The organism is Streptomyces sp. NBC_00094 (assembly GCF_026343125.1).
Classification (GTDB): Bacteria; Actinomycetota; Actinomycetes; order Streptomycetales; family Streptomycetaceae; genus Streptomyces.
The window spans coordinates 691,985-705,341 of the sequence record NZ_JAPEMB010000001.1; the positions used below are offsets into that span (position 1 = coordinate 691,985).

At 70.8% G+C, this 13,357-nt stretch carries 11 protein-coding genes; 3 read left to right on the top strand and 8 right to left on the bottom strand.

What is annotated here, in order from left to right:
- Nucleotides 1-126 precede the first annotated feature (126 nt).
- From OG580_RS03000 to OG580_RS03015, 4 genes are all read right to left on the bottom strand, one after another.
- Nucleotides 127-504 carry a helix-turn-helix transcriptional regulator gene (locus tag OG580_RS03000; protein WP_267042076.1) on the bottom strand — a complete coding sequence of 126 codons (378 nt, stop codon included), beginning with the start codon at nucleotides 502-504 and terminating at the stop codon, nucleotides 127-129.
- Nucleotides 505-591: 87 nt separating this feature from the next.
- Nucleotides 592-1,644: an ArsO family NAD(P)H-dependent flavin-containing monooxygenase gene (locus OG580_RS03005; protein ID WP_267047869.1), complete on the bottom strand. Its 1,053-nt coding sequence runs from the start codon at nucleotides 1,642-1,644 to the stop codon at nucleotides 592-594.
- 68 nt (nucleotides 1,645-1,712) lie between these two features.
- Nucleotides 1,713-2,795: an ACR3 family arsenite efflux transporter gene (gene arsB, locus OG580_RS03010; protein WP_267042077.1), complete on the bottom strand. Its 1,083-nt coding sequence runs from the start codon at nucleotides 2,793-2,795 to the stop codon at nucleotides 1,713-1,715.
- Nucleotides 2,792-3,100 carry a helix-turn-helix transcriptional regulator gene (locus OG580_RS03015; protein ID WP_267042078.1) on the bottom strand — a complete coding sequence of 103 codons (309 nt, stop codon included), beginning with the start codon at nucleotides 3,098-3,100 and terminating at the stop codon, nucleotides 2,792-2,794. The genes arsB and OG580_RS03015 overlap by 4 nt, the downstream gene beginning before the upstream one ends.
- Before the next feature lie 70 nt (nucleotides 3,101-3,170).
- Between OG580_RS03015 and OG580_RS03020 the strand changes: the two genes are divergently transcribed.
- Both OG580_RS03020 and trxB read left to right on the top strand, forming a co-directional pair.
- Nucleotides 3,171-3,590: an arsenate reductase ArsC gene (locus tag OG580_RS03020; protein ID WP_267042079.1), complete on the top strand. Its 420-nt coding sequence runs from the start codon at nucleotides 3,171-3,173 to the stop codon at nucleotides 3,588-3,590.
- 17 nt (nucleotides 3,591-3,607) lie between these two features.
- Nucleotides 3,608-4,585, top strand: a complete 978-nt coding sequence (gene trxB, locus OG580_RS03025) for a thioredoxin-disulfide reductase (protein ID WP_267047870.1) — start codon at nucleotides 3,608-3,610, stop codon at nucleotides 4,583-4,585.
- Nucleotides 4,586-4,757: 172 nt separating this feature from the next.
- Here the strand turns inward: trxB and OG580_RS03030 are convergent, their stop codons facing one another.
- From OG580_RS03030 to OG580_RS03045, 4 genes are all read right to left on the bottom strand, one after another.
- Entirely contained in the window at nucleotides 4,758-6,170 is a 1,413-nt protein-coding gene (locus OG580_RS03030; protein WP_267042080.1) for a GH1 family beta-glucosidase, read from the bottom strand.
- A 115-nt stretch (nucleotides 6,171-6,285) separates the two neighbouring features.
- Nucleotides 6,286-7,377: a DUF1996 domain-containing protein gene (locus OG580_RS03035; protein ID WP_267042081.1), complete on the bottom strand. Its 1,092-nt coding sequence runs from the start codon at nucleotides 7,375-7,377 to the stop codon at nucleotides 6,286-6,288.
- 142 nt (nucleotides 7,378-7,519) lie between these two features.
- Complete coding sequence (locus OG580_RS03040) at nucleotides 7,520-9,643, bottom strand: discoidin domain-containing protein (protein ID WP_267047871.1); 2,124 nt, start codon at nucleotides 9,641-9,643, stop codon at nucleotides 7,520-7,522.
- Nucleotides 9,644-9,890: 247 nt separating this feature from the next.
- Complete coding sequence (locus tag OG580_RS03045) at nucleotides 9,891-12,086, bottom strand: discoidin domain-containing protein (RefSeq protein WP_267042082.1); 2,196 nt, start codon at nucleotides 12,084-12,086, stop codon at nucleotides 9,891-9,893.
- A 214-nt stretch (nucleotides 12,087-12,300) separates the two neighbouring features.
- Between OG580_RS03045 and OG580_RS03050 the strand changes: the two genes are divergently transcribed.
- Nucleotides 12,301-13,347, top strand: coding sequence for a LacI family DNA-binding transcriptional regulator (locus OG580_RS03050; protein ID WP_267042083.1), 1,047 nt, complete (start codon nucleotides 12,301-12,303; stop codon nucleotides 13,345-13,347).
- Nucleotides 13,348-13,357: the final 10 nt, after the last annotated feature.

Below are 13,357 nucleotides of genomic sequence, written 5' to 3' on the forward strand. Positions count from 1 at the left end.
ACTACGGGGGCGTCACGGCCGTGCGGCGAGCGTGCGGGCCGGGCGGGCCGGACCCGACGGGAATTGTCAGACAGGCCCTAGGGCCGCCTGTCCGGCGGATCATGACCGGGGTCGAACGCTTCCTCGTCAGAAGGAGGCGCCGCTGCCTTGTGGGAACGCGCGCTTACGCAGCTCCCGCAGGGCGTCCCAGCGGATCGAGAACCAGGCCCAGGTTCCCCGCTGTTCGCGCCGGAGCAGCCCCGCGGTCGTGAGGATCTTCAGATGCCTGCTCACGGTCGGCTGGGCCAGGTCGAGGGATTGGGTGAGGTCGCAGACGCAGAGCTCGCCGGCCGGCGCCTGGTCGATCAGATGGATGATCTGCAGCCGGGTCTGGTCGGCGACCGCCTTCAACTGGGCCGTCAGCGACTCGACTTCGTCCCGGTCGAGGAGCCATCCCGGAGTGCACGGGACACAGCGGTCCGCGCTCACGTCCTCGATCGGTATGCCCGCCAGCGGAGTTGCCATCCGGACACCTTACGAGCCGACGCGATCACACGGCGAATCCGGGGTGCATGTATGTCAGGCGTTCACCATCCGTTCACGCCCGCGGCCCTACCCCAGCAGGGCCGCGATGCTGCGGGCGGCCTCGCGTGCGGGGCGGCCGACACCCACGAGGGTGGCCGAGGCGGGGCCGGTCCAGTCCCCGTATCCGAGCAGGTGGAGACGGGGCTCGCCGACCGCCTCGGTGCCCTGCGTGGGAATGTGCCCGCGCAGGGTCCTGAGCCCGAGGGGCGCCAGGTGGGCGAGGGCCGGGCGGAATCCGGTGCACCAGACGATCGCGTCGGCCTCGGCCCGCGTCCCGTCGGCCCACTCGGCACCGGTCCGCGTCAGACGCGCGAACATCGGCTGCGCCTTGAGCAGTCCGGCGTCGCGGGCTTCGCGCACGGGCGGTACGGCGACGATGTCCCCGAGCGAGGCCACTCCCCCACCGTCGGCGCGGCCTTCGTCGAGGGCGCGGCGGCGGGCGGTGGCGTGGTCGAAGAGCGCACGCCCGTCGATGTCGTCGGCGAGGAACCGCGCGGGCCGTTGCGTGACCCAGGTGACGTCGGCCTCGTACGCGAGATCGGCGGCGACCTGCGCTCCGGAGTTCCCGCCTCCGACGACGAGGACCCGCGTTCCGGCGAACTCGCCGGGTGCGCGGTACTCGACGGTGTGGAGCTGCCGCCCCCGGAACGCGTCGCGGCCGGCGACGGCGGGCAGGAAGGGGCGCGACCAGGTTCCGGTGGCGCTGACGACGGCACGGGCACGCCAGGTGCCGGAGTCGGTCTCGACGTGGAGGCGCTCGCCGTGACGGCGGACGGCCGCGACGCGTACGGGCCGGTGGACGGGGAGCTCGTACCGCTGCTCGTAGTCGGTCAGGTACGCGACGACGTGGGCGGCGTCGGGGTACGTCTCCCCGGGCTGCGGCGGCATCAGACGGCCGGGCAGGGAGGAGTACGCGGCCGGCGAGAAGAGGTGGAGCGAGTCCCACGTGTGCCGCCAGGCGCCGCCCGGGGTCGGCTGGGCGTCCAGGACGACGAAGTCGAGGCCGCCGAGGCGGCGCAGGTGGTAACCGGCGGCGAGTCCCGCCTGGCCGCCGCCGATCACGACGACGTCGATGTCGATGCCGCCGTCGGGGCCGGTGTCGGCACCGCCGGGTGCCGCGGGTTCCGCGTGGCGGCTCGGCGGCCGGTTCACCGCGTCACCGCGAACTTCCGGCGCCAGGCCAGCGACACGTACACCAGCGCCACCAGGACGGGGACCTCGATGAGGGGGCCGACGACGCCGGAGAGCGCCTGCCCGCTGGTGACGCCGAAGGTGGCGATGGCGACGGCGATGGCGAGCTCGAAGTTGTTGCCGGCGGCGGTGAAGGCGAGGGTGGCGGTGCGGTCGTAGGTCAGACCGATGGCCTTGCCGAGGGCGAAGGTGCCGAACCACATCACCGCGAAGTAGACCAGCAGCGGGAGTGCGATCCGGACGACGTCCAGGGGCTGCGAGGTGATCGTCTTCCCCTGGAGGGCGAAAAGGATGACGATCGTGAAGAGCAGGCCGTAGAGGGCCCAGGGACCGATCTTGGGCAGGAACTTCTGCTCGTACGACTCGCGGCCCATCTTCTTCTCGCCGATACGGCGGGTGAGGAAGCCGGCAAGAAGCGGGATGCCGAGGAAGATGACGACGTTGAGGGCGATCTTCCCCATGGAGATGTCGAGGGTCTCGCCTTCACCGAGGCCGAGCCATCCGGGCAGCAGGTCGAGGTAGAACCAGCCCAGCAGGCCGAAGGCGATGACCTGGAAGACGGAGTTCAGCGCGACGAGGACGGCGGCGGCCTCGCGGTCGCCGCAGGCCAGGTCGTTCCAGATGATCACCATGGCGATGCAGCGGGCCAGGCCGACGATGATCAGGCCGGTGCGGTACTCGGGCAGGTCCGGCAGGAAGATCCAGGCCAGGGCGAACATGAGCGCCGGACCGAGGATCCAGTTGACGACGAGCGACGAGACCATGAGCTTCCGGTCACCGGTGACGGCGTCGAGCCGGTCGTACCGGACCTTGGCGAGCACCGGGTACATCATGATCAGCAGCCCGGCGGCGATCGGCAGCGAGATGCCGCCGATCTCGACCGCGGCCAGTGCGTCGTTCAGGCCGGGGATCAGCCGGCCGAGCCCCAGACCCAGGCCCATGGCGAGCAGGATCCAGACGGCGAGGAAGCGGTCGAGCGTCGACAGCTTCGCGACGACCGAGGAGTCCTCGGTGGCGGTCGCGGGAGCGGTGGAGGTCACGGACAGGCCCTCTTGGAGTCGGCGGAGGCGCGGGCAACAGCGGCGAGAGCGGCGAACTGTCCGGCCAGGGCTTCGATGACGTCCGGCTTCAGGCGGTAGTAGGTGAACCGGCCGCAGGGCTCGGTCTCCACGACGCCGGCCTCGCGCAGCACCTTCAGGTGGTTGGAGAGGTTGGTCTGTCTGGCGCCCGTCTCCTCCACGAGGTGGGAGGTGCACAGCGCCTCGCGGGCGAGCAGGGTCACGATCCGGAGCCTGAGCGGATCAGCCAGAACCCGAATCAGATCAGTATCGACTGACGTCATCATGGGCTGATACTGTCACATCACCTGGCGCTGATACCAGCCGGCGCTGACCTTTCGCCGCGAGGACCCACCGATGACGACCGCCCCGCTCGCCTCCGTACTCTTCGTCTGCGTCCACAATGCGGGCCGCTCCCAGATGGCCGCCGGATTCCTGGACCACCTGGCCGGCGACCGCGTCGAGGTCCGCTCCGCCGGCTCGGTCCCGGGCGACCGCGTCAACCCGGCCGCGGTCGAGGCGATGCGGGAGGTCGGCATCGACATCTCCCACCGGAAGCCGAAGGTACTGACCACCGAGGCCGTCCAGGCGTCCGACTACGTCATCACCATGGGCTGCGGCGACGCCTGCCCGGTCTTCCCCGGCAAGAAGTACCTCGACTGGGCCCTGGAAGACCCGGCCGGCCAGGGCGTCGAGGCCGTCCGCCCCATCCGCGACGAGATCAAGGACCTCATCGAGGGCCTCATCGCCGAGATCGATGCGAAGCAGGAGGCGTGACCTCAGTGACCGAGCCCATCACCGACGACGTCCGTGAGGTCATCGTCATAGGCTCCGGCCCCGCCGGATACACCGCCGCCCTGTACACGGCCCGCGCCCAGCTCAAGCCCCTGCTCTTCGGCAGCTCGATCTTCGTCGGCGGGTCCCTCACCACCACGACCGAGGTCGAGAACTTCCCCGGCTTCCCCGCCGGCATCGACGGCCCGGACCTCATGGACGACATGCGGGCACAGGCCGAGCGCTTCGGCGCGGAGATGGTCGACGACGACGTCATCTCCGTGGACCTCACCGGCGAGATCAAGGAAGTCACCGACTCCGAGGGAACCGTCCACCGCGCGAAGGCCGTGATCGTCGCGACCGGCTCCGGATACCGCAAGCTCGGGCTCCCGAACGAGGACGAGCTCTCCGGACGCGGCGTCTCGTGGTGCGCCACCTGCGACGGCTTCTTCTTCCGCGACCGCGACATCGTCGTGGTCGGCGGCGGCGACACCGCCATGGAAGAAGCCACCTTCCTCACCCGCTTCGCCCGCTCGGTCACCGTCGTCCACCGCCGCTCGGCCCTGCGCGCCTCGAAGGCCATGCAGAACCGGGCCTTCGCCGACGACAAGATCTCCTTCGCCTTCGACAGCGAGATCGCCGAGATCAAGGCCGACAACGGCATGCTCGCCGGCGTCACCCTGCGCGACACCTTCACCGGCAAGACCCGCGACCTGGCGGTCACCGGCCTGTTCATCGCCATCGGCCACGACCCGCGCACCGAACTCTTCACCGACCAGGTCGACCTGGACGACGAGGGCTACATCAAGGTCGAGGCCCCTTCCACCCGCACGAACCTCCCCGGCGTCTTCGCCGCCGGCGACGTCGTCGACCACACCTACCGCCAGGCCATCACGGCGGCCGCCAGCGGCTGCCAGGCAGCTCTGGACACGGAGCGCTTTCTTGCCGCCCTCGCAGACGGTGCCAAGACCCCGGAAAGCGTCCCGGCCACGGCCTGAACCCCACCGCAGCGACCGGTGGCCGCGGAGCCCACGTCCCTGGGCGCCTCCCCATCGGCCCCCGCCCCCTCGACCCCAGGGCCTGTCCGTCGCGTTGGCGGACGCGACGGACAGGCCCTGGCCCCACCGGACCGCGCCACCGGCCGCGCGCGTGGGGCCGCCAGGACGGGCGTCACTCCGCGCGCCGCACGCGCCCGGCCGTGTCGCGGAGCCACAGGGCGCTGCGCTTCGGGGTCCGGGTCTGGGTGGCGTAGTCGACGCGTACGAGGCCGAAGCGCTTGGCGTAGCCGTAGGCCCATTCGAAGTTGTCCAGGAGCGACCAGGCGAAGTAGCCCCGGACGTCGGCCCCTTGAACACGGGCCCGGGCGACCGCGGCCAGATGGGCGGCGAGGTAGGCGGTGCGTTCGGTGTCGTCGACGTGGCCGTGGACGTCGGGGTGGTCCTCGTACGCGGCGCCGTTCTCGGTGACGACCATCGGGGTGCCGGGGTAGTCGCGGGAGATGCGGAGCAGCAGCTCGGTGAGGTCGTGGGGCATGACCTCCCAGCCGAGGCCGGTGACCGGGAGACCACCGTGCGGAAGGTTGCGGGTGACGGGGAGGCCCCGGGCGTCGGTGGTGTCGCCGTGTTCGTCGGCTCCTGACGTGCGCATGGAGCGGTAGTAGTTGACGCCGAGCGTGTCGACGGGGCTCGCGATGATCGACAGGTCGCCGTCCTGTACCGGGATCTCGACCCCGTGGACGGCGAGGTCGTCGATCAGGTCCTGCGGGTACGCGCCGCGCAGGATCGGGTCGAGGTAGAAGCGGAAGCCGATCGCGTCGGCCCGGCGGGCCGCCTCACGGTCGGCGGGGCTGTCGGTGGCGGGCCTGCTGGTGCCCAGGAGGTGGGTGACGGCCAGGTCGAGCGGACGGCGGGCCGCGGCGCGCAGCCGCCGGACCGCGAGGCCGTGCGCCAGGTGGAGGTGGTGCACGGCCCGTACGCCGTCGGCCAGGGAACGACCGCCCGGCGCGTGGATCCCCTCGACGTGACCGAGGACGGCCGAGCAGAAGGGCTCGTTGAGCGTGGTCCAGTGGGTGACGCGGTCACCGAGGCGCTCATGGACGAGTTCGGCGTAGTCCGCGAAGCGGTACGCGGTGTCGCGTGCGGGCCAGCCGCCGGCGTCCTGGAGCTCCTGCGGCAGGTCCCAGTGGTACAGGGTCAGCCAGGGGGTGATCCCGCGCCCGAGGAGCTCGTCGACCAGCCGGTCGTAGAAGCCGAGCCCCGCCTGATTCGCCGGGCCGCGGCCGCCCGGCTGGACCCGGGGCCAGGAGACGGAGAAGCGGTACGTGTCGAGGCCGAGCTCGGCGAGCAGGGCGACGTCCTCGGGCATGCGGTGGTAGTGGTCGCACGCCACGTCCCCGGTGTCGCCGTTGTCGACGGCTCCGGGGACGCGGCAGAAGGTGTCCCAGATCGAGGGGGTGCGGCCGTCCTCGGCGACGGCTCCCTCGATCTGGAACGCGGACGTGGCGGCGCCGAAGCGGAAGTGCGGCGGCAGGAGATCGATGAGCTCGTCGTGCTGGGCGGTGACGGACGGGGCGGTGGAGGTCATGGGCTGCTCCTGAGGCCGGAGGGAGGAGAGAGGTCGGGCGGGCTGCCGGTGAGGCGCGGGCGTGAGGACGGCCCGGACGCCGTCGCGGGCGTCCGGGCCGTGCGGGGGTGACGGGTCAGGGCAGTCGGTGGTCTGCGTTCAGTACGGCACCGCGTTCGGGGCGGTACAGGTCGAAGCCCCGCGTGTCGCACTGCAGGCCGCCGACGATGCAGTGGTCGACCATGGCCTTGAGGGTGCGCTCCTCCCACGCGTTGAAGAAGTCGTAGTGGAAGGAGTAGCCGCGGCCGCTGGCCAGGCGGACCTGGGACATGTCGCCGTTGACCGGCCATGCCATCTTGAACTCGATCATCGGCAGGGCGACCGGGTGGGAGGCCGGGCACATGTTGTCGTTGGTGCCGGGCTTGACCACCGGGTAGGCCATGTGGCTCTTGTGGTCCGGGGTGTCGAGGTACAGGCCGTTCCAGCAACTGGGAGCCTGCATGCGCAGGTTGAGCTGGACGTCGGGCCGGCTCGGACAGCTCGCCGGGAAGTCGGTGTTGAAGAAGCTGTCACCGCATTCCCAGCCCTCGACGAAGCCCTTGTGGGCGCGGAACTCCTCGGCGCTCTGCATCGGGTTGCCGACGACGAACCGCAGACCCTTGGGGAAGGGCCGCACGCTCCGGTAGTCGGTGACGCCCGCCTTGTAGTAGATGACCTGCGGGCCGACGGGCAGGATCTTCTGATCGCCGTTGTACAGCGAGGGCATCCAGTAGGCGGAGGCGTCCGCGGGCGCCTTGCAGGTGGTGTTGCCCCCGTAGAGCGAGCCGGTGGTGCTGGCGGCGTTGGTGGAGGTGTTGCCCATGAACGTGTGGTCGTGGGACCTGCCGAACTGGCCCGGGTAGACGATCGGGTCGTCCGGCGCGGTGTGGGTGACGGCGCAGCCGGCCTGGAACTCGTGATGGTAGGCCGGGGGCGGGGTGGCGGTGGACGGTGTCACACCGGTGACCTGGGGTACGGCCGGGATGTAGCCGTCTCCGTCGGCGTCGTCGCCCGAGGCCTGGGTGGACGCGGCCATGACGTGTCCGGTGTGAGCGCCGGCCGCGGCGGCGGGGGGCGAGGTGCCGTTGTCCGCGCCCGCGGCGGAGGCGATGGTGCCGATGCCGAGGGCGCCGGCGATGAGGGCCGTGCCGAGGAGGAGTGCGGGGAGCCGCTTCGGACTCGATCTCATGGGGATCTCCTGCCCATGGGGGTGGTTTCGCGTGAACGCGAGGACGCCACGCGACTGGTGTGATGGATTCCCGTGCGGTGGTGCAGGGGTGGCGGGGTCCTGCTGCGGGCCCCGCCACCCCCGTTCAGGGAATCCGGCGTCGTCAGCTGTAGACGCCGAACTCGTGGAGGGAGTAGCCCCACCCGGTGCCGCGCGCGGTGAGCTGGAGCTTGACGTACCGGGCGGTGGTGGCGGTCTCGACGGTGTCGATGTCTCCGTTGCCCGTGGTGGTGGTGTGGACCGTCCGCCAGGTGTTCCCGTCGTCGGAGACCTGCACGTCGTAGGACTTGGCGTAGGCGGGGTCCCAGACGAGCTGCAGGGTGCGGATGGGCTTGGCCGAGCCGAGGTCGACCTGGATCCACTGCGGGTCGCTCCAGTCGCTGGCCCAGCGGGTGGTGGTGTTGCCGTCGGTGGCGTTGGAGGCGGGGCAGGGGCAGTCTCCGTAGGAGGCCTGGGCGGACGAGGCGGTGGTGGGCCTGTTCAGGGCGATGTTCGTGCCGGTGACGGGCGGGGCGACGACCTTGACGGACTTCGTCTCGATGCCGGCGTTGCCGCGGCCGTCCTCGGCCTGGATGTAGACCTTCCACACACCGAGCTTCTCGGGCGCGGTGACGGCGAAGGTGCCGTTGCCCAGGGAGCGGTACTGCGCGTCGACGAGGCGCTTGTCGCCGTTGGCGTAGTTCCCGCTGAGGTAGATCTTGGGGGTGACCTGGTCTCCTTCGGGGTCACGGATGTCGGCGCGGACCGTGAACTCACGGCCTGCCGGGGCCGCGGAGGCCGGGCTGACGGTCATGTTCGTGATGACGGGCGGGGTGTTGTCACCCGCGGAGCCGGTGTACGCCTTCTTCACGGCGTAGTACGACAGTCGCTTCAGGCCGTCGGGCAGCAGGTTGAACCAGACGCCGCCGAAGTCGTGCTCCAGGCCGTAGTGGAAGAGGGTGGCGCCGAGGGCGACGCCCTGGTGGCCGGTGACGCAGCCCCAGGCCTTGGTGTAGCCGTCGGCCTTCTGGACGTCGGTGGGCTCGTCGGGGATGCCGTTGACGTCGTCGGGGACCTCCCACTCGCCGGCGGGGCCGCCCTCGGTGATGATGTACGGCTTGTCGTAGCCGCCGTCGATCCAGTCCTGGCGCACCTTGCAGAGGTTGCCGTAGGAGTTCATCGAGTACAGGTCGAGGTCCGGGGCGTTGCGCTTGTAGTAGGGCCAGGCGCCGGTCCACGCGTCCGTGGAGGTGACGGGGTGGTCGGGGTCGATGGTGTGGATCTTCTTGGCGACGTCGTTGACGAAGGTCGTGTACGCGTTGCGCTGGGCCTCCAGCTCGGTGCCGCCGTAACAGTTCTGCAGGCCGAGGACGGACTCGTTGCCGACGTTCCACATCAGCGTCGCCGGGTGGGACTTGTAGGTGTCGACCCACTTGGCGAACTCGGTGAGCATGGTGTTCTTGTACGTCGTGTCGGTGACGTAGTTGACACACCCGCCGGCACCGGGGCCGCCGCCGGGCTGGAGCCAGAAGCCGTTGACGACCTTCAGCCCCTGGGCGGCCGCGGCGTCCAGCAGGGGCTTGCTGGAGGCATCCGTCCCCCAGGTCCGGACGGTGTTGACGCCCATGGACTTCAGGTCCGGCATGTAGCGGGGAGCATCGGCCATCGCCGGGCCCCAGGTGAGGCCCTTCACCGTGTACGGCTGCCCGCCGACGGTCAGCTGCCAGTTGCCCTGCGAGCCGGTGATCCTGACCGCGCCCGCCGGCGGAGGATTGGTCCCGCCGTCGGTGCCGTAGACCTGGAACTCCCACAGGGAGTAGCCGTAGCCGCCGGAACGTGCGAGGCCCTGCATGCGGACGTACCGGCCCGAGCCGGAGACGGCGAGATCGTCCGTGCCGCCGTCGCCGCCCGACACGGCCTTCAGGGTCCGCCAGTCGGTGCCGTTGTCGGACGCCTGGATCTCGTACGCCTTGCCGTAGGCGCCCTCCCAGTTGAGCACGACGCGGCTCAGGTTCTTGCTCGCACCGAGATCGACCTGGATCCATTCGCCGTCTCGCCACTGGCTCGCCCACCGGGTACCGGTCAGGTTGCCGTCGACGGCGGCGCCGGCGGTGAACGCCTCACCCTCCTGGGAGGAGGCGGTGGCCGCCTTGCCCTGGGAGAGAAGCGTCTCCGCGGCCTGTGCCTGCGGGGACAGACTCAGGGTGAGCGAGGACGCCAGAAGGGCGCCGAGCGTCACGAGGGACATTCCGTTGCGCCCACGGGAACGAGTGGGCGCGGAGGGGGGACTGGACACGTGTGTGCTCCTGGCTGATTCATGACGCCGGGCGCGTGGGGCCGGACCGTCGGACCGGCTCGCGTGCGGCGCCGCTTGTGGAGGGGGATGCACGGTCTTGTCGTGCGAGCCCTTCCGGGCCGGGCCGCGGGGACTTGAGCATCCGGCCCGGAAGGGAATCGAGGGCCTCACCGCCGTACGGCGGTGAGGCGAGGACGTCTCAGGGGAAGGAGACGACGGTGGACGGCACGGTCGAGGTGCCGGCGGGGATGGTGGACGCCCCGGTGTCGTTGATGACGTGGTTGTAGTGGCCCATGCCGCCGAGGGACACCACCAGGAGGCTGTGGAACTTCACCCCCGGCTTGACGGGTGCCTTGAAGCCGTGGTCCTGGACGATGGTCGGGTCCACGTTGTAGTTGCAGTAGCTGCCCAGGCCCCACGCCTCGTGGGTGTTCACCGAGTCGTCGACGCGGTAGGCGGCGTACCCCTTCGTGGTGCCGTTCTGGATGGCGGCCTGGTTGGGGGCGTCGTACGCCTTCTCGTTCTGGTAGAAGATCGTGCGGCCGCGCTCGCCGTACCACTCGACGTCGTACTTGTTGAAGTGCTCGACGAACAGGCCGGTGGCGAGCACGTCGTCGCCGTTCACACGGACGCCGTAGTCGGCGCGGTTGGTCTCCCAGCCCCAGCCCTCGCCGTGGTCGGCACGCCACACCCAGGTGTGGTCGATGATGGCGTCGTCACTGTTGACGACCACGCTGGTGGTGGCCTTGCCGGCGCCGGCGCCGCCGATGCGGATGTACACGTCCTGCACGGTGGTGGGGTTGGCGGCGTGGTCCGCGCCGGAGTTCTGCGGTCCGAGCTCCAGCAGCGTCGGGGAGTTGACCGGTCCCGCGTCGATCAGGAAGCCGGCGAGGCGGACGCCGTCGACGTCGGCGACCTTCATCGCGGTGACGCCGTTGTCCGGGATGATCGTGGCGAGGCCGAGGCCGAGGACGATGGTGTTCGCCCGGTTCACGTGGATCGTCTGGTCGACGTGGTAGACGCCCGGGGTGAAGAGCAGGTGCAGGCCCTGCGCGAGCGCCTGGTTGATCGTGGCGGCGGTGGCACCCGGCTTGACCACGTAGAACTGGCTCAGCGGGACGGACTCGCCCTGCGGAGTGCCGTTGGCCCAGCTGGTGCCGCGGGCGTTGACGCGCTTGGCGGGCGCGAAGACCTTGTACTCGTTGCCGTCCAGGTAGAGGTAGGGCTTCTCACGGGAGATGGGGGTGGTGTCGAGCGTGGTGTAGCGGGGCTCGGGGAAGGAGGTGGCCGGAGCGCCCTCGACGCCGGAGAAGGTCTGGTTCCACACGCTGTTGGACCAGCCGCCGATGGAACTGTCCCGGGTGTACCACTGCTGCTGCGAGTAGTTGCCGACCTGGCCGTCGACCTTCGAGTCGGCTATGTAGCCGCCGCTGGCCCAGCCGTAACCGTTGGGGGCGAGGTTGAGGCCGCCCTTGACGTGCATGCGGCGGAAGGAGGATGCCTGGGAGACCGCCCACCGGTTGGTGCCGTTGACGGGGTTGAGCGTCAGGCCTTCGGCGCCGCGCCAGAAGTTCTGGGTGGCGTTGCCGTTGAACCAGCCGGCGTCGACGGTCACGTCACCGTTGATGGTGGTGTCGCCCGGGCGCAGGCCGAGACCGGCTATCTGGGTGTAGAAGCCGATCTGCGCGTTCAGGCCGTTGTACGTGCCGGGCTTGAGGAGGAAGGCGTGGCGGCCGGCGCCGAACTGGGCCGACTCCTGCTCCTGGAAGACCTGGTCCAGTTTGGCCTGGATGTTCGGGGTGGACGGGTCGAGGACGTGGACGTTGGGGCCGAGGTCACCGCCGCCCGGGAGGGTCGGACCGCCGCCGTCGGTGGAGCCGTACACCTGGAACTCCCAGAGGGAGTAGCCGTATCCGGTGCCGCGGGTCAGACCGTTCATCCGGACGTAGCGGCCGGTGCCGGAGAGGGTGACGTCGTCGGTGCCGCCGTCGCCGCCGGTGACGGTCGTGACGGTCCGCCAGTCGGTGCCGTTCTCGGAGGCCTGGATCTGGTAGCTCTTGCCGTAGGCCCCCTCCCAGGTCAGGAGGGCGTGGCTGAGGGTGGCGCTCTGGCCGAGGTCCACCTGGACCCACTGGGCGTCGGTCCACTGGCTGGCCCAGCGGGTTCCGGTCAGGTTGCCGTCGACGGCGGCGGACGCGGCGTAGGCGGCCCCTTCCGTGGACGAGGCGGTGGCCGTCTTGCCCTGCGAGAGCAGGGTGGGTGCGGCGTGTGCGGTCGCCGCGGGGAGGACGGCGAGCAGGCCGCCGGCGAGCGAGGCGACGAGTGTGCCGACGGTGGCCCGTCTGGCGGCTGAAGCGGGGCGCCGGAAGGCCGGTGGGGACCCGACGGAGGACATGGGGGCTCCTTGATGTACATGACGGAAACATGGGAGAGCGCTCTCCGAAACCTTGCCCGGCGCGCGTATTGACGGTCAAGCCATGCGACATGGCTTTTCTTTTGGCTTTCATTAAGTGGCGTCCGCATGTGGTGCGCGTCGACGCGGATCCGTACCACCACCGGACACACGGCCTCGATAAGGTGCGCACGTGGCGAATCGGGAGGGTGCGTACGTGGGGAATCGAGGACCGACGCTCGAGGACGTCGCACGTGAGGCGGGGGTCTCGCGGGCGACGGTGTCCCGGGTCGTCAACGGCGTGCGCAACGTGGCTCCCGACATCCAGCAGGCCGTACGCGCCGCGATCGCCCGCACCGGCTACACGCCCAATCAGGCCGCCCGGTCCCTGGTGACCCGTCGCACCGGCACGGTCGCCCTGGTGCTCTCCGCGACCGGGAAGGCCTTCGCCGCCCGGGTGTTCTCCGACCCCTTCTTCGGGCGGGTGGTCGACGGCGTGCTCCCGGTCCTGCGCGAGCGGGCGATCCAACCGGTCATGCTGGTCGCGGAGTCGGAGCAGGCAAGGACCCAACTGGTGGAGTACCTGCGGCAGGGGGGCGCCGACGGCGCGCTCGTGGTCTCGCTCGACGCGGACGACCCGCTGCCGGCGATGCTGGTGGCGGCCGGGCTCCCCACGGTGCTGTTCGGCCGCCCCCACGACGCGCCGCGGTGCGGCTTCGTCGACCTCGACAACGCCGCGGGCGCCCGGCTGGCCGCCGAGCACCTGTGGGCCACGGGCCGGCGGCGACCGGCCGTCATCGCCGCACCGGTCACCGCCCCCACGGCGCGCGAACGCCTCGACGGCTTCCGGGAGGCGTTCGCGGCCCGCGGGGTGACGTCCGTGCCCGTCGTACGGGGCCGGTTCACCGTCGACAGCGGCAGACGCGCCATGGCGAGACTGCTGCAGGACCACCCGGGGATCGACGCGGTGTTCGCCGCGAACGACCTGATGGCTCAGGGCGCCTGCCAGTACCTGTGCGAGCGGGGGGTGGCCGTCCCCGGCTCCGTGGCCGTGGTGGGCTTCGACGACTCGGTGGCCGCGCGGAGGGCGCGGCCGACGCTGACCACCGTGCGGCAGCCGGTGGAGCGGATGGCGGCCGCCATGGCCGGGCTCCTGGTCGAGGAGCTCGACGGCGGCCGGACCGGACGGGCCCCGGCCCCGAAGCCGTCCGAGCCCGCCTCGAAGGTGTTCGAGCCGGTGCTCGTCGTCCGCGAGTCCGCCTGACCCCGCCGCC

What these genes read in the sequence shown, in the direction of transcription:
- OG580_RS03000 (WP_267042076.1), bottom strand. Translation starts at nt 504, where the DNA reads ATGGCAACTCCGCTGGCGGGCATACCGATCGAGGACGTGAGCGCGGAC.
- OG580_RS03015 (WP_267042078.1), bottom strand. Translation starts at nt 3,100, where the DNA reads ATGATGACGTCAGTCGATACTGATCTGATTCGGGTTCTGGCTGATCCG.
- OG580_RS03020 (WP_267042079.1), top strand. Translation starts at nt 3,171, where the DNA reads ATGACGACCGCCCCGCTCGCCTCCGTACTCTTCGTCTGCGTCCACAAT.
- OG580_RS03030 (WP_267042080.1), bottom strand. Translation starts at nt 6,170, where the DNA reads ATGACCTCCACCGCCCCGTCCGTCACCGCCCAGCACGACGAGCTCATC.
- OG580_RS03035 (WP_267042081.1), bottom strand. Translation starts at nt 7,377, where the DNA reads ATGAGATCGAGTCCGAAGCGGCTCCCCGCACTCCTCCTCGGCACGGCC.
- OG580_RS03040 (WP_267047871.1), bottom strand. Translation starts at nt 9,643, where the DNA reads ATGTCCCTCGTGACGCTCGGCGCCCTTCTGGCGTCCTCGCTCACCCTG.
- OG580_RS03045 (WP_267042082.1), bottom strand. Translation starts at nt 12,086, where the DNA reads ATGTCCTCCGTCGGGTCCCCACCGGCCTTCCGGCGCCCCGCTTCAGCC.